The organism is Rubrivivax albus, assembly GCF_004016515.1.
In the GTDB taxonomy this organism is placed as follows: Bacteria; Pseudomonadota; Gammaproteobacteria; order Burkholderiales; family Burkholderiaceae_C; genus Rubrivivax; species Rubrivivax albus.
The window spans coordinates 1062912-1082147 of sequence record NZ_SACT01000001.1 but is presented as its reverse complement, the minus strand read 5'-3'; the positions used below and the strand labels follow the sequence as shown (position 1 = coordinate 1082147).

Annotated in this window: 15 protein-coding genes and 1 pseudogene; 12 read left to right on the top strand and 4 right to left on the bottom strand. The window is 69.5% G+C overall.

Annotated features, from left to right (window positions below; all coding sequences use genetic code 11):
• The first annotated feature begins 27 nt into the window (after positions 1-27).
• The 4 genes from rpoD to hemH all read left to right on the top strand — a co-directional run bounded on the left by rpoD (position 28) and on the right by hemH (position 4957).
• Positions 28-2334 carry an RNA polymerase sigma factor RpoD gene (rpoD, locus tag ENE75_RS05065; RefSeq protein WP_128196212.1) on the top strand — a complete coding sequence of 769 codons (2307 nt, stop codon included), beginning with the start codon at positions 28-30 and terminating at the stop codon, positions 2332-2334.
• Between the two features lie 184 nt (positions 2335-2518).
• Positions 2519-3490 carry an adenylate/guanylate cyclase domain-containing protein gene (locus ENE75_RS05060; RefSeq protein ID WP_128196210.1) on the top strand — a complete coding sequence of 324 codons (972 nt, stop codon included), beginning with the start codon at positions 2519-2521 and terminating at the stop codon, positions 3488-3490.
• A complete protein-coding gene (locus ENE75_RS05055) occupies positions 3490-3858 on the top strand; it encodes a response regulator (RefSeq protein ID WP_128196207.1) in 369 nt (122 codons plus the stop codon). The genes ENE75_RS05060 and ENE75_RS05055 overlap by 1 nt, the downstream gene beginning before the upstream one ends.
• 7 nt (positions 3859-3865) lie before the next feature.
• The gene (gene hemH / locus ENE75_RS05050; protein WP_128196205.1) at positions 3866-4957 is read left to right on the top strand and encodes a ferrochelatase; all 1092 of its coding nucleotides are present in this window, start codon (positions 3866-3868) and stop codon (positions 4955-4957) included.
• Between the two features lie 32 nt (positions 4958-4989).
• Here hemH and ENE75_RS05045 read toward each other — a convergent pair whose 3' ends face one another.
• The 3 genes from ENE75_RS05045 to ENE75_RS05035 are packed head-to-tail and all read right to left on the bottom strand — an operon-like array spanning position 4990 to position 7980.
• Positions 4990-6477, bottom strand: a complete 1488-nt coding sequence (locus ENE75_RS05045) for a tripartite tricarboxylate transporter permease (protein ID WP_128196203.1) — start codon at positions 6475-6477, stop codon at positions 4990-4992.
• A gap of 13 nt (positions 6478-6490) precedes the next feature.
• Positions 6491-7018: a tripartite tricarboxylate transporter TctB family protein gene (locus ENE75_RS05040; protein WP_128196201.1), complete on the bottom strand. Its 528-nt coding sequence runs from the start codon at positions 7016-7018 to the stop codon at positions 6491-6493.
• 2 nt (positions 7019-7020) lie between these two features.
• Positions 7021-7980 (bottom strand): Bug family tripartite tricarboxylate transporter substrate binding protein, encoded by a 960-nt coding sequence (locus tag ENE75_RS05035; protein WP_128196199.1) that lies wholly within the window; start codon positions 7978-7980, stop codon positions 7021-7023.
• Positions 7981-8093: 113 nt separating this feature from the next.
• On the opposite strand from ENE75_RS05035, the gene ENE75_RS05030 reads away from it, so the two are divergent.
• The 8 genes and pseudogenes from ENE75_RS05030 to ENE75_RS25785 all read left to right on the top strand — a co-directional run.
• Positions 8094-8765, top strand: coding sequence for a response regulator transcription factor (locus ENE75_RS05030; protein WP_128196198.1), 672 nt, complete (start codon positions 8094-8096; stop codon positions 8763-8765).
• Positions 8766-8773: 8 nt separating this feature from the next.
• Positions 8774-10237: a sensor histidine kinase gene (locus ENE75_RS05025; RefSeq protein ID WP_233258922.1), complete on the top strand. Its 1464-nt coding sequence runs from the start codon at positions 8774-8776 to the stop codon at positions 10235-10237.
• Complete coding sequence (locus tag ENE75_RS05020; protein WP_128196196.1) at positions 10234-10653, top strand: Hsp15 family ribosome-associated heat shock protein; 420 nt, start codon at positions 10234-10236, stop codon at positions 10651-10653. The genes ENE75_RS05025 and ENE75_RS05020 overlap by 4 nt, the downstream gene beginning before the upstream one ends.
• Positions 10654-10770: 117 nt before the next feature.
• A complete protein-coding gene (gene grpE, locus ENE75_RS05015; protein WP_128196194.1) occupies positions 10771-11307 on the top strand; it encodes a nucleotide exchange factor GrpE in 537 nt (178 codons plus the stop codon).
• Between the two features lie 38 nt (positions 11308-11345).
• Positions 11346-13334, top strand: a complete 1989-nt coding sequence (gene dnaK, locus ENE75_RS05010; protein WP_259371700.1) for a molecular chaperone DnaK — start codon at positions 11346-11348, stop codon at positions 13332-13334.
• A 116-nt stretch (positions 13335-13450) separates the two neighbouring features.
• A complete protein-coding gene (gene dnaJ, locus ENE75_RS05005; protein WP_128196189.1) occupies positions 13451-14599 on the top strand; it encodes a molecular chaperone DnaJ in 1149 nt (382 codons plus the stop codon).
• Between the two features lie 117 nt (positions 14600-14716).
• Positions 14717-16453 carry a response regulator gene (locus ENE75_RS05000; RefSeq protein WP_128196187.1) on the top strand — a complete coding sequence of 579 codons (1737 nt, stop codon included), beginning with the start codon at positions 14717-14719 and terminating at the stop codon, positions 16451-16453.
• Positions 16450-17244 (top strand): annotated as a pseudogene (locus tag ENE75_RS25785) (response regulator); the annotation flags it as partial. The gene ENE75_RS05000 and the pseudogene ENE75_RS25785, both read left to right, overlap by 4 nt.
• Before the next feature lie 871 nt (positions 17245-18115).
• Here the strand turns inward: ENE75_RS25785 and ENE75_RS04990 are convergent.
• Complete coding sequence (locus ENE75_RS04990; RefSeq protein WP_128196183.1) at positions 18116-19216, bottom strand: PA0069 family radical SAM protein; 1101 nt, start codon at positions 19214-19216, stop codon at positions 18116-18118.
• Between the last annotated feature and the right edge of the window lie 20 nt (positions 19217-19236).

The window sequence follows — 19236 nt, the reverse complement described above, 5'->3', positions numbered from 1 at the left end:
GACACCCGCTCATCTACGAGGACCCGCATGACCGCCAAGAAGACCGTCGCCCCTGATCCGAAGAAGGCCGCCGCTGAAACGCCGAAGAAGGCCAAGGCCGCCAAACCTGCCGCCGACCCGAAGGACACCAAGGCGCTGAAGGTGGCTTCGGGCAAGGCCGCGACCACGGCCGCCGCCGCACCGGCCGCGGCGAAGTCGTCCGCGAAGGCCGCACCGGCCAAGGCGGCGCCGGCCAAGCCGGCGGCCAAGGGCAAGCCTGCGGCCAAGACCGCCGGCAAGTCGCCCAAGGGCCGGACCGCCCAGGCCATCGAGGACGAGGACGTCGACAGCGACGGCGACACCGAGGTCGAGGTCGACGCCGAACTGGAGGTCGAGGCCGAGGTCGAGGCCGTCGACGAGAAGGAGGCCAAGGCCAAGCCGCTGCGCATGAAGGTCAGCCGCGCCAAGGAGCGCGCGCTGATGCGCGAGTTCGGCCTGGACGAGACGGCGCTGACGGAAGAGGAAGCCACCAAGCGCCGCAGCGAGCTGAAGACGCTCATCAAGATGGGCAAGACCCGTGGTTTCCTGACCCACCAGGAGATCAACGACCACCTGCCCGAGAAGCTGGTCAACGAGGAGATCCTCGAGGCCATCATCTCGATGCTCAACGACATGGGCATCGCAGTCTACGAGCAGGCGCCCGACGCGGCCACGCTGCTGATCAGCGGCAGCAACACCTCCACCGCCACCGAGGAGGAGGCCGAGGAGGCCGCCGAGGCGGCGCTGTCGACGGTCGACTCCGAGTTCGGCCGCACCACCGACCCGGTGCGCATGTACATGCGCGAGATGGGCACGGTGGAACTGCTCACGCGTGAAGGCGAGATCGAGATCGCCAAGCGCATCGAAGGCGGCCTGCAGGCGATGATGCTGGCCATCAGCGCCAGCCCGACGACCATTGCCGAGATCCTGGCGATGGCCGACCGCATCGCTGCCGGCACGATGCAGATCTCCGAGGTCGTCGACGGCTTCGTCAGCGACGACGAGGCCGACGACTACGTGGCCGAGGAGGACTTCGACGAGTTCGACGAGGAAGACGACGACGACGGCAACGGCGGCTCCAAGGCGCTGACGAAGAAGCTCGAGGAGCTGAAGAACCAGGCGCTGGAGGTCTTCACCGACCTGCGCGGGCACTTCGAGCGCATGCGCCGCGCCTTCGAGAAGGAAGGCTACAAGTCGCCGGCCTACAACAAGGCCCAGCAGGCCATCAGCGACACGCTGATGAAGATCCGCTTCACGGTCAAGACGATCGAGAAGCTGTGCGACATCCTGCGCTCGCAGGTGGACGACGTGCGCCGCTACGAGCGCGAGATCCGCAAGATCACCGTCGACCGCTGCGGCATGCCGCAGGAGCACTTCATCAAGCACTTCCCGCCGAACGTGCTGAACCTGAAGTGGGCGGCCAAGGAGGCCGCCGCCGGCAAGCCCTACAGCGACATCCTGGAACGCAACCTGCCGGCGGTGCAGGAACTGCAGCAGAAGCTGATCGACCTGCAGGCCAGCGCCGTAGTGCCGCTGGAGGACCTGAAGGAGATCAACCGCGAGATGAACGCGGGCGAGAAGGCCAGCCGCGACGCGAAGAAGGAGATGATCGAGGCCAACCTGCGCCTGGTGATCTCGATCGCGAAGAAGTACACCAACCGCGGCCTGCAGTTCCTGGACCTGATCCAGGAAGGCAATATCGGCCTGATGAAGGCGGTGGACAAGTTCGAGTACCGCCGGGGCTACAAGTTCTCGACCTACGCCACGTGGTGGATCCGGCAGGCCATCACACGCAGCATCGCCGACCAGGCACGGACCATCCGCATCCCGGTTCACATGATCGAGACGATCAACAAGATGAACCGCATCTCGCGCCAGCACCTGCAGGAGTTCGGCTACGAGCCGGACGCGCCGACGCTGGCCGAGAAGATGGAGATGCCCGAGGACAAGATCCGCAAGATCATGAAGATCGCCAAGGAGCCGATCTCCATGGAGACGCCGATCGGCGACGACGATGATTCGCACCTGGGCGACTTCATCGAGGACACCAACAACACCGCCCCGATCGAGGCCGCGATGCAGGCCGGCCTGCGCGACGTGGTCAAGGACATCCTCGACAGCCTGACCCCGCGCGAGGCCAAGGTGCTGCGCATGCGATTCGGCATCGAGATGAGCACCGACCACACTCTGGAGGAGGTCGGCAAGCAGTTCGACGTCACGCGCGAGCGCATCCGCCAGATCGAGGCCAAGGCCATCCGCAAGCTCAAGCACCCGAGCCGCAGCGACAAGCTCAGGACGTATCTCGACAATCTTTGATTGGCGAGATGCGTGCCGCCAAGGGCGGTCGCGGCGGCGCCGCAGGCACAAGCTGCGCACGTACCTGGACAGCCTGCAGGGTTGGTCAGGCACTTGGCCCGCGCCGGCGGGCCGCCGTGCGCCATGTGAACAAGGCCCGCATCTGCGGGCCCGTTCCGTGACGGACGTTACACTTCGCGGCCTGATGACCCGCATCACCGAAAGCACCGTCCTGTTCGCCGATCTGCGCGGCAGCACGTCGCTGTTCGAGACCCTGGGCAACGCCGAGGCGACCTCGGTCGTCACGCATTGCGTGGGGGCGCTGGCGCGTGCGGTGGAAGGCTGCGGCGGCCGGGTCGTGAAGACGCTGGGCGATGGCCTCATGGCCTTGTTCGACCAGTCGCATCACGCCGCGCAGGCGGCGGCACAGATGCACGACCTGCTCGACTCGATGGTGTTGCGCGGCCAGGAGCGCGGTGCCTCGTCGGGCCTGCGGCTGCTGCGCCTGCAGGTGGCATTGGCCCGCGGCGAGATCGTCGAGATGGGGGGTGACGCCTTCGGTGACGCGGTCAACGTCGCTGCCCGGCTGCTCGACCACGCGGGCGACAACGAAACCCTGCTCACCGTCGAGGTGCTGCTCGGCCTGCCGCTGGAACAGCGCACGCGCTTTCGCAGCCTGGACCGGCTGGCGCTGCGCGGCCGCGCCGAGCCGGTGCAGGTGCACGTGCTGGGCGGCCGTCGTGGCACCGTGGACCAGGCGCAGACGCAGTTCGGCGACATGCCGGCGCCCGTCGAGGAGCCTGACGGCCTGCGGCTGCACTGGCAGCACGCGGAGCGCCTGTTCGCCAGCCAAAACCTGCCGCTGGTGGTGGGGCGCAGCCCGCAGGCGGCCTTCTGCGTCGACGACAACCGCGTCTCGCGTTCGCACTGCCGGATCGACTGGCACGGCGGCAGCTTCCAGCTCACCGACCTCAGCTTCAACGGCACCTGCGTGCGCTTCGCCGACGGCGAGATCGTTAGCCTGCGGCGCGGCAGCTGCACGCTGCACGGCAGCGGCACCATCGGCCTGGGCGGCACGCCGCTGGACAGCGGCACGGCCTGTGTGGACTTCGAGGTGCTGCGCTTCAGCCAGACGGCAACGCGGCCCGTCGACGACTGGCTGCCGACCCAGACCTGATGCGCCTGCTCTGCGTCGAGGACGACCGCGTCAACGCGATGCTGCTCGAGCAGAGCTGCCGGGATGCCGGCGTGACCGAACTCGAGATGGCCGAGTGTGGCCGCGACGCACTGGCCCTGGCCGCGCGCTGGTCGCCGGACCTCGTGGTGCTCGACTTGCACCTGCCGGACACCGATGGCCTGGCCCTGCTGGCCGCCTTGCGTCGGCTCCTGCAAGCCCCCGACCTCCCGGCGGCCCTGTGTTCGGCCGATGCACCCGACGACCTGCACGACATGGCCATCACCGCGGGCTTCCAGTTCGTCTGGCGCAAGCCGGTGATGCCCGACGACGTGCGCCTGACGCTGGCCGCGCTGCGGGCCGCGAACTGAACCACACATGCCCTACCGCCAGGAACCCGCCTACCGCCATGGCCAGGCCGCCACCACGGCGGTGTTGGTGGTCAACCTAGGCACGCCCGATGCGCCCACCGCACCGGCGCTGCGCCGCTACCTGGCCGAGTTCCTCAGCGACCCGCGCGTCGTGGAGATCCCGCGCCTGGCCTGGTGGCCGATCCTGCACGGCATCATCCTCAACACACGTCCGGCGAAATCGGCCGCCAAGTACGCCACCGTCTGGACCCCTGAAGGTTCGCCGCTGGCGGTGTGGACCCGGCGTCAGGCCGACGGCCTCCAGGCGCTGCTCAGCGAGCGCGGTCACCGGGTGCTCGTGCGCCCGGCCATGCGCTACGGCCAGCCGGCCATCCCCGACGTGCTGGATGCGTTGCGTGCCGAAGGCGCCACCCGCGTGCTGGTGCTGCCGATGTACCCGCAGTACGCGGCCGCCACCACGGCCAGCGTGAGCGACAGGGTCGGCCAGTGGCTGGCCGGCGCCCGCCGGGTGCCGGAAATGCGATTCGTCGCCGAGTACGCCGACGACCCCGGCTACATCGCCGCGCTGGCCGCGCGTGTTCGCGAGCACTGGGCGCAGCATGGCCAACCCGACCGGCTGGTGCTCAGCTTCCATGGCGTGCCGCACCGTTCGCTGCTGCTGGGGGATCCGTACCACTGCCAGTGCCACGTGACGGCGCGCCTGCTCGGCCAGGCCCTGGGACTGGACAAGGACCGCCTGCTGGTCACCTTCCAGAGCCGCTTCGGCAAGGCACGCTGGCTGGAGCCCTACACCGAACCCACGCTGCGCCAGCTGGCCGCCGACGGCGTCAAGCGCGTCGACGTCATGTGCCCAGGGTTCGTGGCCGACTGCCTGGAAACGCTGGAGGAGATCGGCGAGGAAGTGCGCGACGCCTTCCTCGAGTCCGGCGGCGAGACCTTCCACTACATCGACTGCCTCAACGCGCGCCCCGACTGGCTGGCGGCGCTGGCCGACCTGACCGAGCGCCACCTGCAGGGCTGGGACACGCGCACCGCCCCCGATGCCGACGCCCTGGCGGCGCAACGGTCGCGCGCATTGGCGATGGGTGCGCCAGACTGACGACGGGCGGGCCGCGGCGCCTCGCCCGCGCGTCAGCGTCGCCGCTGCAACGCCCGCCACAGCGGCGGGCCGACAAGCACCGCCACCACCAGCGCCAGCAGCGTGGCCGACATCGGCCGCTGCACGAAGACCAGCCAGCTGCCTTCGCCGATGGACAGCGCGTTGCGCATCTGCGCCTCGGCCAGCGGCCCCAGGATCATGCCGACGATGACCGGTGCCGTGGGGAAGTCGAAGCGCCGCATCACCACGCCCACCAGGCCGAAGCCCAGCATCAGGTAGAGGTCGAAGGCACTCTGGCGCATGCCGTAGACGCCCACCGTGGCGAAGATCAGGATGCCGGCGTACAGCGGCGCGCGCGGGATCTTCAGCAGCTTCACCCACAGGCCCACCAGTGGCAGGTTCAGCACCAGCAGCATCACGTTACCGATGTAGAGGCTGGCGATCAGCGCCCACACCAGCGCCGAGCTGGTCTGGAACAGCTGCGGGCCGGCGTTGATGCCGTAGTTCTGCAGCGCCGACAGCAGGATCGCCGCGGTCACCGACGTGGGGATGCCCAGCGTCAGCAGCGGCACCAGGGTGGCGGTGACGGCGGCGTTGTTGGCGGCCTCCGGCCCGGCCACGCCCTCGATGGCGCCGACGGTGCCGAACTCGTCCTTGTGTTTCGAGAGCTTGCGCTCGACGCCGTAGCTCAGGAAGGTGGGGATCTCGGTGCCACCGGCGGGGATGGTGCCGAACGGGAAGCCGAGCGCCGTGCCGCGCAGCCACGCGGGCCAGGAACGGCGCCACTCGGCACGCGTCATGTGGGCGCGGGTCATGCGGTTGGCATCCGGCTTGAAGCGGCCTTCGTACATCGCCGTGTACAGGCACTCGCCCACCGCGAACAGGCCCACCGCCACCAGCACGACCTCGATGCCGTCCAGCAGTTCCGGCACGCTGCCCACGTAGCGCGCCTGGCCGGTGATCTGGTCCAGCCCCACCAGGCCGATGGCCAGGCCGATGAACAGCGCCGTCAGCCCGCGCAGCTTGCTGCCGCCGAGCACGGCGCTGACGGTGGTGAAGGCCAGCAGCATCAGCAGCGCGTATTCCGGCGGGCCCAGCAGCACCGCGTAGTCGGCCACGATGGGCGCGAACAGCGTCACCAGCACAGTGGCAATGGTGCCGGCCACGAAGCTGCCGATCGCCGAGGTGGCCAGCGCCGCCCCGGCGCGGCCGCTCTTGGCCATCTTGAAGCCTTCGAGCGCGGTCACCATGGTACCGGTCTCGCCCGGCGTGTTGAGCAGGATGGACGTGGTGGAGCCACCGTACATCGCGCCGTAGTAGATGCCGGCGAAGAAGATCATGCTCGCCGTGGGCTCCACCTGCGCGGTGATGGGCAGCAGCATGGCCACCGTCACCGCCGGGCCCAGCCCGGGCAGCACGCCGATGGCGGTGCCCACGGCGCAGCCCACGAAGGCCCACATCAGGTTGATGGGCGTGGCCGCGGTCGCGAAGCCGGCGATCAGGTTCTGCCAGATGTCCATCGTCAGCGAACGCTCAGAGCCAGCCGGTGCCGGTGAGGCCCGGCAGGTTGATGTCCAGCACCAGCGTGAACAGCCAGTACGCCGGCGCCGCGATCAGCGCCCCCGTGGCCACGTCCAGCGCCCAGCGGCGCAGCCCCCCGCCCACAGCCCCTTCGGACTGGCGCAGCCCGCGCACGGCGCAGACGAAACACAGGGTGCAGGCGACGATGAAGCCGGCGCGCTCGATCAGCAGCGCGTTGAGCACGATGCCGGCCACCACCCAGGCCAGCGGCGGCCAGTCGCCACGCTCGCCGCCCGACGGCAGTTCGCGCGGCCGGAAGCCGCCGCTGAAGGCCTGCCACAGCAGCCCTGCACCGCAGACGGCCAGGGCTGCCGTGATCACCCAGGGCAGGAAGTTCGGGCCCACGCCGGCGTAGCCGGCTTCGCCCGGGATCTGCACGGCGCCGAAGGCCAGCATGGCCGCCACGGCCAGCACGCCGACGCCGATGGCCTTCTGTGCCCACCGGTCGTCGGGCATCGCGTCCTGCGGCTGGTCGCTCATCGTCAGACCATGCCGGCCTTGACCATGGTCGCGCGCAGCGACGCGAAGCTTTCGTCCACGAAGTCGGCGAAGGGCTTGCCCGCCAGCAGCGCCGGCGTCCACTTGTTCTTCTCCAGCGACGCGGCCCAGGACTTGGTCTTCGTGGCCTTCACCACCATGTCCACCAGCGCCTTGCGCTGCGCGTCGCTGATCCCGGCGGCGCCATACACCCCCCGCCAGTTGCCCAGCACCACGTTGAAGCCCAGCTCCTTCATCGTCGGCACCGGGATGCCGGCCTGGCGGGCCTCGGACGTGACGCCGATGGCGCGCATCTTGCCGGCCTCGATGTAGGGCTGGAACTCGCTGTAGCCGCTGCCGCCGACGCTGACGTTGCCGCCGATGATCGCGGCCGTGGCCTCGCCACCGCCGCGGAAGGGCACGTAGTTGATCTTCATCGGGTCCACACCCACCTCGCGCGCCAGCATCGCGATGGCGATGTGCTCGGTGGAGCCGGCCGAGCCACCCCCCCACTTCACGCTGCCCGGATCCTTCCTGAACTGCGCCACGACGTCGGCCATGGTCTTGAAGGGCGAGTCGGCCGGTACGACGAACACGTTGTATTCCGTGGTCAGGCGCGCGATCGGCGTCACCTGCGTCACCGACACCGGCGGCTTGTTGCGGATCTCGCCGCCCAGCATCACCGCGCCCATCACCATCAGCGCGTCGCCATCGCCCTTGCGCGCGTTGTAGAACTGCGCCAGGCCGATGGCACCAGCGGCACCGCCCTTGTTCTCGTAGGTGATGGACGAGGCAACGCCGGCCTCCTGCATGGCCGCACCCAGCGCGCGGCCCGTGCCGTCCCAGCCGCCACCGGGGTTGGCCGGGATCATCAGCTTCAGGTTGCCGGCGGCCCAGGCCGTCATCGGCAGGCTGCTGCCGGTGGCCAGCGCGGCCAGGGACTTCAGGAAGGTGTCGCGACGCATGGGTTGTCTCCTCGTTGCAGGAACCGTGATGGCCACGATGCTCGACAGCGAGCCTGTCAATCGGCTGTCCACGGCCCTGGGGATTACCCGCTGCCGCCTATGATCCGGCCGCCATGAAGCTGCTGTTGGTGGAGGACAACCCGGCGATGCAGGCCACGCTGCAGCGCAGCTTCGAGCGCCGCGGCATGCAGGTGCTGCTGTGCGGCGACGGCGCGCGTGCGCTCGACCGCTGGCGCGCGAGCCTGCCCGACGTGGTGCTGCTGGACCTCAGCCTGCCCGGCCTGGACGGCCTGCAGGTGCTGAGCCAGGCACGGGCCGACGGGCTGCGCACCCCGGTGCTGATCCTCACCGCCCGCGGCACCGTGGGCGACCGCATCCTGGGCCTGAACACCGGCGCCGACGACTACCTGGCCAAGCCCTTCGACCTCGACGAACTGGAAGCGCGCGTGCGCGCGCTCGCGCGTCGCGGCAACCCGGCCGGGACCGATGCCGCACCGCGCTTCGGCGGCCTGCACGTGGACGCCGAGTCCGGCGCCGTGCTGCATGGCGGGCAGCCGCTGGAACTCACCCAGCGCGAGGCCGCCATGCTGCGAGCCCTGCTGAGCCGGCCTGGCCAGGCGGTGGCCAAGGAGCGGCTGCTGGAACTCGTGTTCCCCGGCGATGCCGAGGTGCAGCCCGAGGCGGTGGAGGTGGTGGCCTACCGGCTGCGGCGCAAGCTGGCCGACCTGCCGGTGCAGCTGGTGACACTGCGCGGCCTGGGCTACCTGCTGAAGACTGCGGCGTGAATCGACGCGTGACCCAACGCCTGAAGCGCCACCGGCCATCCCTGCGGCGCCAGTTGCTGCTGGGCATCCTGGTGCCCACGGTGGCCGTGGTCGCGCTCAACACGGTGATGCTCTACCGGCAGGCCCTGGCCGCTGCCGACACCGCCTACGACCGCACGCTGCTGGCCACGGCCAAGTCGCTGGGCGAGCAACTGGCGCTCGCCGCCGCGGCCGATGGCGGCGCGCCGCGGGTCGTTGCGTCCGTGCCCTACTCCGCGCTGGAGGCCTTCGAGGCCGACAGCCGCAGCCGGCTGTACTACCGCGTGCTGGGCTTCGCCGGCGAGGTCGTTTCCGGCTTCGACGACCTGCCCCCGCCCGACCGCCGCCTGCCCGACCGCGGCGTCTACGCCGCGCTGGTGCACTTCTACGACGAGTTCTACCGCGACGAGCCGGTGCGCATGGCCGTGCTGCTGCAGCCGGTGGCCAGCGCCGAGGCCCAGGGCATGGCCACCGTGCAGGTGGCCGAGACGCTGGAACTGCGGCAGGCGCTGGCCCGGCAGATCCTGTTCGACACCGCGTGGCGGCAGGCCCTGCTGCTGGGCCTCATCGCGGTGGTGGTGCTGTGGGTGGTGCAGCGCGCCACGCGCCCGGTGCGCGACCTGGGCGCGGCCATCGACCACCGCCCCGCCGGCGACCTGACGCCGATCGACGCCGAACAGGCGCCGCGGGAACTGACGCCGCTGCTGGACGCCACCAACCACGTGATGCAGCGGCTGGACCACCTGCTGGCCCACCAGCAGCGCTTCGTGCGCGACGCGTCGCACCAGCTGCGCACGCCGCTGGCGGTGCTGAAAACACAGCTGCAGTCGGCCCGGCGCGGCGACCTGCCGCCGGAGCGTGCCCTCGACGAGATGGCGCACACGGTGGACGGTGCCATTGCCCTGGCCAACCAGATGCTGGCGCTGGCCAAGGTGGAGCAACTCCGCCAGCAGGGCGATGCCGGCCTGGTGGACCTGGCGGCCGTGGCGCGCGACGTGGCGCTGGACCTGGCCCCGCTGGCCGCGGCACGCGACATCGCGCTGGCCGTGGAGACCCAGCCGGCGCCGGTGCGGGCGCACGAGTGGATGCTGCGGGAGCTGCTGCGCAACCTGCTGCACAACGCGATCCGGCACTCGCCCGATGGCGCGCCGCTGACGCTGAGCCTGGTGGCCGACGGGCGCCACGCCGCGCTGACGCTGGCCGACCAGGGCCCGGGCCTCGACCCGGCGCTGGGCGACCGCCTGTTCCAGCCGTTCGTGGCCGGTGCCGGCAGCGGCACACCGCTGGCGGCCAGCGGCGGCACAGCGGGCAGCGGGCTGGGGCTGGCCATCTGCCGTCAGATCGTGGAGACGCTGGGCGGCACGCTGACGTTGGACAATCGGCGGGAGCACGGCAAGGTGGTGGGGCTGGACGCGATCGTCCGCCTGCCGCTGGCCGCCGCCCCCACCGCATGACCGAACTGCCGCTGACCGACCGCCTGCGCCTGGACAAGTGGCTCTGGGCCGCCCGCTTCTACAAGACCCGCGCCCTGGCCGCCGACGAGGTGGACAAGGGCCGCGTGCGCGTCAACGGCCAGCCGGCCAAGCCGGCGCGGGAGCTGAAGGCGGGTGACCTGGTGGAGATGCGCCAGGACCAGGTCTGGCGCTGCGTGGCGGTGGTGGCGCTGTCGGCCGTGCGCGGCCCCGCGCCACTGGCCCAGGGGCTGTACACCGAAACGGCCGAGAGCCTGGCCAACCGGGCCAAGGCGGCCGAGACGCGACGCCTGGCGGCCGAGCCGGCCCAGGCCATCGCCCAGGGCCGGCCCACCAAGCGCGAGGGACGCGAGCTGCGCAGCTGGCAACGCTGGAGCGCCTCGCTCGACGACGACTGACCCCGCCCCGGTCGCTGCCCGGCCCGCGCCGGCGCAAAGACCCCTCTTGAAACCCCGGCAAGCGCCCCCATGTGCCCGGGCATGACCGCGCAGCCTTCCTCCGACACCGCCTCCGACATGCACCCCCAAGACCCCCAGACCGCCGACCCGCAGGGCACGGCCGCCCCCGACGACGCCGCCGCCGGCGCGACGACCTCCGATCCCGCGGCCGAACTGGCCGCCCTGCAGGCCAAGCATGCCGAGGTGGCCGACGCCTACCTGCGCGCCAAGGCCGAGGCCGAGAACACCCGCCGCCGGGCCGACGAGGAGATGGCCAAGGCGCGCAAGTTCGCCGTCGAGTCCTTCGCCGAGAGCCTGCTGCCGGTGACCGACAGCCTGGAGGCCGCCATCGCCATCCCGGATGCCACGGCCGCCCAGGTGCTCGAAGGCGTGCACGCCACGCTGCGCCAGTTGCTCGCCGCGCTGGAGCGCCACAAGGTGGTGCCCATCGCCCCGCCGGCCGGCACCAGGTTCGACCCCCACCACCACCAGGCCATCAGCATGGTGCCGGCCGAGCAGGAGGCCAACACCGTGGTGGCCGTGCTGCAGAAGGGCTACCTGATCGCCGACCGCGTGCTGCGCCCGGCCCTGGTCACGGTGGCCGCGCCGAAATGATCGACATCAGCGTCCGGTGACTTGAAACCGGACGACTTATCCACAACTTCCAGACAACCGAATTCCAGCTTCAGGAGCCACACAACATGGGCAAGATCATCGGCATCGACCTCGGCACCACCAACTCGTGCGTGGCCGTGATGGAAGGCAACACGACCAAGGTCATCGAGAACAGCGAGGGCGCCCGCACCACGCCGTCCATCATCGCCTACCAGGAGGATGGCGAGATCCTCGTGGGCGCCTCGGCCAAGCGCCAGGCCGTGACGAACCCGAAGAACACGCTGTACGCGGTGAAGCGCCTGATCGGCCGCAAGTTCACCGAGAAGGAAGTGCAGAAGGACATCGACCTGATGCCCTACACCATCGCGGCCGCCGACAACGGCGACGCCTGGGTGGAGGTGCGCGGCAAGAAGCTCGCGCCGCCCCAGGTCAGCGCCGAGATCCTGCGCAAGATGAAGAAGACCGCCGAGGACTACCTCGGTGAAGAGGTCACCGAGGCCGTGATCACGGTGCCGGCGTACTTCAACGACGCGCAGCGCCAGGCCACCAAGGACGCCGGCCGCATCGCCGGCCTGGAGGTCAAGCGCATCATCAACGAGCCCACCGCCGCGGCCCTGGCCTTCGGCCTGGACAAGCACGGCAAGGGCGACCGCAAGATCGCCGTGTTCGACCTCGGCGGCGGCACCTTCGACATCTCGATCATCGAGATCGCGGATGTGGACGGCGAGAAGCAGTTCGAGGTGCTGTCCACCAACGGCGACACCTTCCTGGGCGGCGAGGACTTCGACCAGCGCATCATCGATTACATCGTCACCGAGTTCAAGAAGGAGCAGGGTGTCGACCTGACCAAGGACGTGCTGGCCCTGCAGCGCCTGAAGGAAGCGGCCGAGAAGGCCAAGATCGAGCTGTCCAACAGCACGCAGACCGACGTCAACCTGCCCTACATCACGGCCGACGCCTCGGGCCCGAAGCACCTGAACATCAAGCTCACCCGCGCCAAGCTCGAGAGCCTGGTGGAGGAACTGATCGCGCGCACGATCGAGCCCTGCAAGATCGCCATCAAGGATGCCGGCGTGAAGGCCAGCGACATCGACGACGTGATCCTGGTCGGCGGCATGACGCGCATGCCCAAGGTGCAGGAGAAGGTCAAGGAGTTCTTCGGCAAGGAGCCGCGCAAGGACGTCAACCCGGACGAAGCCGTGGCCGTGGGCGCCGCCGTGCAGGGCCAGGTGCTGGGCGGCGAACGCAAGGACGTGCTGCTGCTGGACGTCACCCCGCTGAGCCTGGGCATCGAGACCCTGGGCGGCGTGATGACGAAGATGATCAAGAAGAACACGACCATCCCGACCAAGTTCAGCCAGGTGTTCTCCACCGCCGACGACAACCAGCCGGCGGTGACGATCAAGGTCTTCCAGGGCGAGCGCGAGATGGCCACGGGCAACAAGAGCCTGGGCGAGTTCAACCTCGAGGGCATCCCGCCGGCGCCGCGCGGCCTGCCGCAGATCGAGGTCACCTTCGACATCGACGCCAACGGCATCCTGCACGTCAGCGCCAAGGACAAGGGCACGGGCAAGGAGAACAAGATCACCATCAAGGCGAACTCGGGCCTCAGCGAGGCCGAGATCGAGAAGATGGTCAAGGACGCGGAGATGAACGCGGCCGAGGACAAGAAGAAGCTCGAGCTGGTGCAGGCCCGGAACCAGGCCGACGCGATGGTGCACACGGTCAAGAAGAGCCTCGCCGAGCACGGCGACAAGCTCGACGCGCCGGAGAAGGAGAAGATCGAGGCCGCGCTGAAGGACGCCGAGGAGGCGCTCAAGGGCGACGACAAGGCCGACATCGAAGCCAAGACCGAGGCCCTGATGACCGCGGCGCAGAAGCTGGGCGAGAAGGCCTACGCCGACGCGCAGGCCGCGCAGGCCGCCGCCGGCGCCGAAGCCGGTGGCGAGGCGCCGAAGGCCTCGCCGGGCAAGCCGGCCGACGACGACAACGTGGTCGACGCCGACTTCAAGGAAGTGAAGAAGTGACGTGGCCGGCGGGCCACCGGCCCGCCCCCGCTCTGCGCCGCGACCGCGCGCCAGGCCTCGCCTGACGCCCGGCGCGGCGGTTTCACTTCCAGCGTTTCCAGGATACGGACCCACTGATGGCCAAACGCGACTACTACGACATCCTCGGCGTGCCGAAGAACGCCTCCGAGGACGACATCAAGAAGGCCTACCGCAAGCTGGCCATGAAGCACCACCCTGACCGCAACCAGGGTGACGACGCCAAGAAGGCCGAGGAGAAGTTCAAGGAGGCCAAGGAGGCCTACGAGATCCTTTCCGAGCCCCAGAAGCGAGCGGCCTACGACCAGTACGGCCACGCCGGCGTGGACCCCAACATGGGCGGCGGCCGCGGCGGCCCGGGGCCGGAGGGCTTCGGCGGCTTCGCCGAGGCCTTCGGCGACATCTTCGGCGACATCTTCGGCGGCCAGGGTGGCGGCCGGCGCGGTGGCGGCGGCCAGCAGGTCTACCGCGGTGCCGACCTGAGCTACGCGATGGAGATCACGCTGGAGGAGGCGGCCCACGGCAAGGACACGCAGATCCGCATCCCCAGCTGGGACAGCTGCGACACCTGCCACGGCAGCGGTGCCAAGCCCGGCACCCAGCCCAAGACCTGCCCCAGCTGCAACGGCAGCGGCACGGTGCACCTGCGCCAGGGCTTCTTCAGCATCCAGCAGACCTGCCCGCACTGCCACGGCACCGGCAAGATCATCCCCGAGCCCTGCCCCAGCTGCCATGGCGCCGGCAAGATCAAGCGCCAGAAGACGCTGGAGGTGAAGATCCCCGCCGGCATCAACGAGGGCATGCGCATCCGCTCGGCCGGCAACGGCGAGCCGGGCACCAACGGCGGCCCGCCTGGCGACCTGTACATCGAGATCCGCATGAAGGCCCACGAGGTCTTCGAGCGTGACGGCGACGACCTGCACTGCACGGTGCCCGTGGGCCTGACCACGGCGGCGCTGGGCGGCACCATCGAGGTGCCCACGCTGGGCGGCAAGGCCGAGATCGACCTGCCCGAAGGCACCCAGCACGGCAAGACCTTCCGCCTGCGCGGCAAGGGCATCAAGGGCATCCGCTCCAGCTACCCGGGCGACCTGTACTGCCACGTGACGGTGGAGACGCCGGTCAAGCTGACCGAGCACCAGCGCAAGCTGCTGAAGGAACTGGAAGAGTCCTTCAGCAAGGCGGGCGACCGCCACTCGCCCAACGCCAAGAGCTGGACGGACCGCGTCAAGGACCTGTTCAAGTAGGCGGGAGGCTGGCGGGGTCCACGCAGGCCCGGCCGCCCGCATAGCCGACGCCGACTGGACGGCCGACGCGGCAACGGAGTTGCTTAAGTTCCCGCGTGCCACGCCGAGATCGATAGGATGGAATCGCCTTCCGCCCTGTCCTACGACTTCAGCATCGAGCTGGTAGCCCCTGCCAAGGCGCCGCCAGCACAGGCTGCACCGGTCCAGCGCGATATCTCGGCAACGCGAGCCCTCGTCGTTGACGGGCAACCAGGCTCGCGCAGCCTGCTGATGGCACAGTTGCGTGACATCGGCGTGGGCATGGTGAAGCACGCGGCCTGCCCGTCCGACGCCCGGGTACTGCTCGAGCGCGGCGCCTACGATTTCGTCTTCTGCGAGGCCAGTTTCCCCGACCCGGACGAGTCGGGGCACGACCTGCTGGAAGAACTGCGCCGCGAGCGGCTGCTGCCCTACGGTACGGCGTTCATCATGGTGACCGCGGAGGCCGATTACGGCGCTGTGCGCGAAGCCGCGGAATCGGTGGTTGACGGCTACCTGCTTCGCCCCTACAGCACCCAGAACTTGTCCGACCGCGTACACGAGGCACGCCGCCGCAAACAGGCCCTGGCCGATGTGTATGCGGCGGTGGAGGCTGGCCGTACGGATCATGCGATCGAGCTGGCCATGGCCCGCGTGACCGCCAAGGGCAGCTACTGGCGCCTGTGCGCCCGGCTGGCGGCAGAACTGCTGCTGCAGGCTGAACGGCTTGACGAGGCAGTGGATCTGCTCCAGAGCCTGGCAGAGGACTCGACGATGGGGTGGGCCCGGTTGGCATTGTCACGCGCCCGTGCGGCGCGCGGCGAGACGGCCCTGGCACGCCGCGAGATCGAGACGCTGGTCAAGGACTCACCCGACTATGCCGACGCCTACGATGTGCTGGGCATGCTGCAGGTCGACCAGGGCGAGTTCGCCGGCGCACTGGAGACCTACCGCACGGCATCGCGACTCACGCCGGGCTGCCTGCTCCGGCAGCAGCACAACGGCACGCTGGCCTTTTATGCTGGCGCGAGCGAGGAAGCCCTGCGCTGCCTCGAGCGTGTGGTGGCCCTGGGCCTCGAGTCCAGGCTCTTCGACGCCCTGACCCTGGCGCTGCTGGCCCTCTGCGGGCACGATCTGGGCCAGGCCAAGGCGGTGAGCCGGGCACTGGAACAGTTGCAGGCGTTCCAGCGCAGGCACCCGGGTTCGGCTCGGCTGCGTCGGATGACCCTGGTGCCGCTGACGTTGGAGGCCCTGGGCAACGGCGACATGGCCGCGGCCAGAGCAGGCTTCCAGCGGCTGGCGGGCGAGCACCGAAGCGACAGTTTCGACGTCGAGGCAGCTACGCTCCTGCTGGCGCTGGCAGCCCGGATGCCTGCAGATCTTCGGCATGAACCCGAACTCACCAGCCTGCGGCAGGACCTGGCGCGGCGGTGCTGCGTGTCGCGTGTGGTCAGCGACATCCTGGTCATGGCTGCAGGCCGCGACCCGCAGACGGCGGAAATCATCCTGACGGCCCACGCCGAGATCCACGGCATCGCCGAACGCGCAGTGGCGATGTCGGCACGCCAGCGGCCCCGGCAGGCGATCAAGCTGCTGCTCGAGCGCGGCCGGGCGACCTTGAACGCCAAGCTCATCGACATGGCAGCCATGATCGCCGTCCGGCATCGTGCGGCTCTGGAGGACGCTGACGCGATGCTGGACCTGATCAGCCAGTTGCAGGAGCGCTACTGCCGTCCGGTGACCCACCTGGCCGGCGTGATGCGGGCCCGGCGCCCGCCGGGTGCGCTGGCCCTGAGAGGCCAGCCGGCGGTGACGCGACGGAGGCCGTCCGCATGATGATGCTGGACAAGGACATCGACCGAGCCCATGCTCTGGTCATCGACGGCAACCCGTCCTCGCGCAGCATCATCACCGCGCAGTTGCGGGATCTCGGCGTGCCCAACATCGTGCAGGCACCGCGACTGTCGGACGGTCGACGGCGACTGGAAACCCAGCGTTTCGACATCGTGGTCTGCGAGCAGGTGTTTCCCGGCGAGGACATGACCGGGCAGGAACTCCTGGAAGACCTGAGGCGAGCCAACCTGCTGCCCTACGACACGGTGTTCGTGATGGTCACCGGCGAAGCGCGCTACGAACATGTGGCCGAGGCGGCGGAATCGGCGCTCGACTCCTACTTGCTCAAGCCGTACGCGGCGTCGACGCTGTGTGAGCGACTTCGCCATGCCCGCCACCGCAAGCGGTCACTGTCCCAGATCTTCGCGGCGATGGAAGCCGGCGAACTCGAACTGGCTGCGGCACTTTGCCTCAAGCGGTATCGCGAACAGGGCGAGTACTGGCTTTACGCCGCCCGGCTGGGTGCAGAACTGCTGCTTCGCCTGTCCCGTCACGACATTGCGGCCAAGCTCTACGAGGCCATCATCGAATCCCGTGCCGTTCCGTGGGCGAGGCTTGGGGTCGCCCGTACCCAGGTGGATGCCGGGCAGTTGAATCAGGCCCGCAAGTCACTCGAGACCCTGCTGTCCAGCGAGCCCGACTACGCCGACGCCTGGGACGTGATGGGGCGGGTACAGGTCGAGCAGGGCCGCTTCGACGAGGCGCTGGAGACCTATCGCAAAGCGGCCTCGTTGACACCCGGGTCCATACCCAGGCTGCAGAAGCAGGGGCTGCTGGCCTACTACAACGGTGACCTGCAGGAGGCGGAGAAACTCCTGGACCGCGCCGTGCTGCTGGGCGTGAACTCGAAGATGTTCGACATGCAGTCCCTGGTCGTGCTGGGGCTGGCCCGCTTTGGGCTGAAGGACGCCAAGGGACTGCAGCGCTGCAAGGAGAACCTGGAGCACTTCGCCAAGCGCGGCGGGGAGAACGAGCGGCTCGAGCGATTCGTCATTCTGGTGACCAGCCTCGAACGCATGGCCGCCGGGCAGAAGACACGGGCTGTCGAACTGGCCGAGACACTCACCGCACAACGCAGCGACGCCACATTGGACATCGAGGCCGCCTGCAATCTGCTGGCCCTGTTGGCCGAACTCACTCAGGCTGGCGCGTGCATCGAGGATGTCGGCACCTGCGTGCTTGAACTGGCCCGGCGCTTCTCCACCTCGCGAAGTGTGGGGGAGTTGCTCACACGGGCTGTGGCGCGGCATCCGCCGTTTCTGGAGCTTGTGGAGCAGGGCCATGCCGACGTGCTCTCGCTGTCGGAAAAGGCCATGAACCACGTGCTGGAGGGGCATGCGTCGCGAGCCCTGGAAGGCCTGATGGAGGCTGCCCGAAGCACGTTGAACGCCAAGCTGGTCGACACCGCTGCAGCGACATTGCAGCGCTATCGGCAGAAGATCGAAAACCCGGAGACCTGGGACGCATCGATCGAAGACATGCGACGCCAATACGCGCTTTCCTGGGCGGCGCCGCGCCTGGGTCAGGGCGAGCGCGCGGCCGGCGCTCTGGTGCTGCGCACCGGGAACGCCAGTGGCAACACCAACCCCGCAGCGGGCCAGGCCGTCAGAACAGACTCGCCTGCCCCGGCTGTCTCGCCGGCGGCCTGAACGGCCCGGCGTCGAGAGGCGCCTTCGCCTGGTTGAGCCCAAGCCTGTGGCAGGCCTTATGGAAGCGCTGGCGCAGCAGCTGCGCCCAGACGCCCTCGCCGGTCATGCGGCTGCCGAAGCGCGCGTCGTTGTCGCGCCCGCCGCGCATCTCGCGCAGCCGCGCCATGATGCGCGCCGCGCGGTCGGGCACGTGCTGCTGCAGCCAGTGCTGGAACAGCGGGCTCACCTCCCAGGGCAGGCGCAGCACGATGCTGAAGGCCGACGTGGCGCCGGCGTCTCTGGCCGCCTCCAGGATGCGCTCGAGTTCCGGTTCGTTGAGGAACGGGATCACCGGCGACACGCTCACCCCCACCGGCACGCCGGCGTCGGCCAGTGTGCGCAGCGTGCGCAACCGGCGCACCGGCGAAGCTGCACGCGGTTCCAGGCGACGCGCCAGTTCACCGTCCAGCGTGGTGATCGACACATAGACCGCCGCCTGCCGCTGCGCCGCCATCGGGGCGATCAGGTCGAGGTCACGCTCGACGCCGGCCGACTTGGTGATCAGCGAGAACGGGTGCCGCGCCTCGGCCAGCACCTCGATGACGCCGCGCGTGATGCGCAGCCGGCGTTCAGCCGGCTGGTAGGCGTCCGTGGCCGAACCGATGTTCAGTGACCGCGGCCGGTAGTCGCGGGCGTTCAGCGCATCGCGCAGGCAGTCGGCAGCATTGACCTTGGCGACGATGCGCGTCTCGAAGTCCAGCCCCGGCGACAGGTTGAGGTAGCTGTGCGTGGGCCGCGCGTAGCAGTAGATGCAGCCGTGCTCGCAGCCGCGGTAGGGGTTGATGGACAGGTCGAAGCCGATGTCCGGCGAGTCGTTGGCCGCCAGGATGCTGCGCGCCTGTTCCTCGATGATCTGCGTGTCGGGCGGCAGGTGCTCCTCGCCGGCCGCTTGATCCAGCGTGCCCCAGCCGTCATCGAAAGCGTCGGCCTGCGTGGTGCTGAAGCGATGTTCCAGCGCCCAGACCGTGCCGCGCCCCTTCAGCGGCGCCGGCGGCGGGAGATCGGATGACACGGACATGCTGTATGTTCATACAGTAC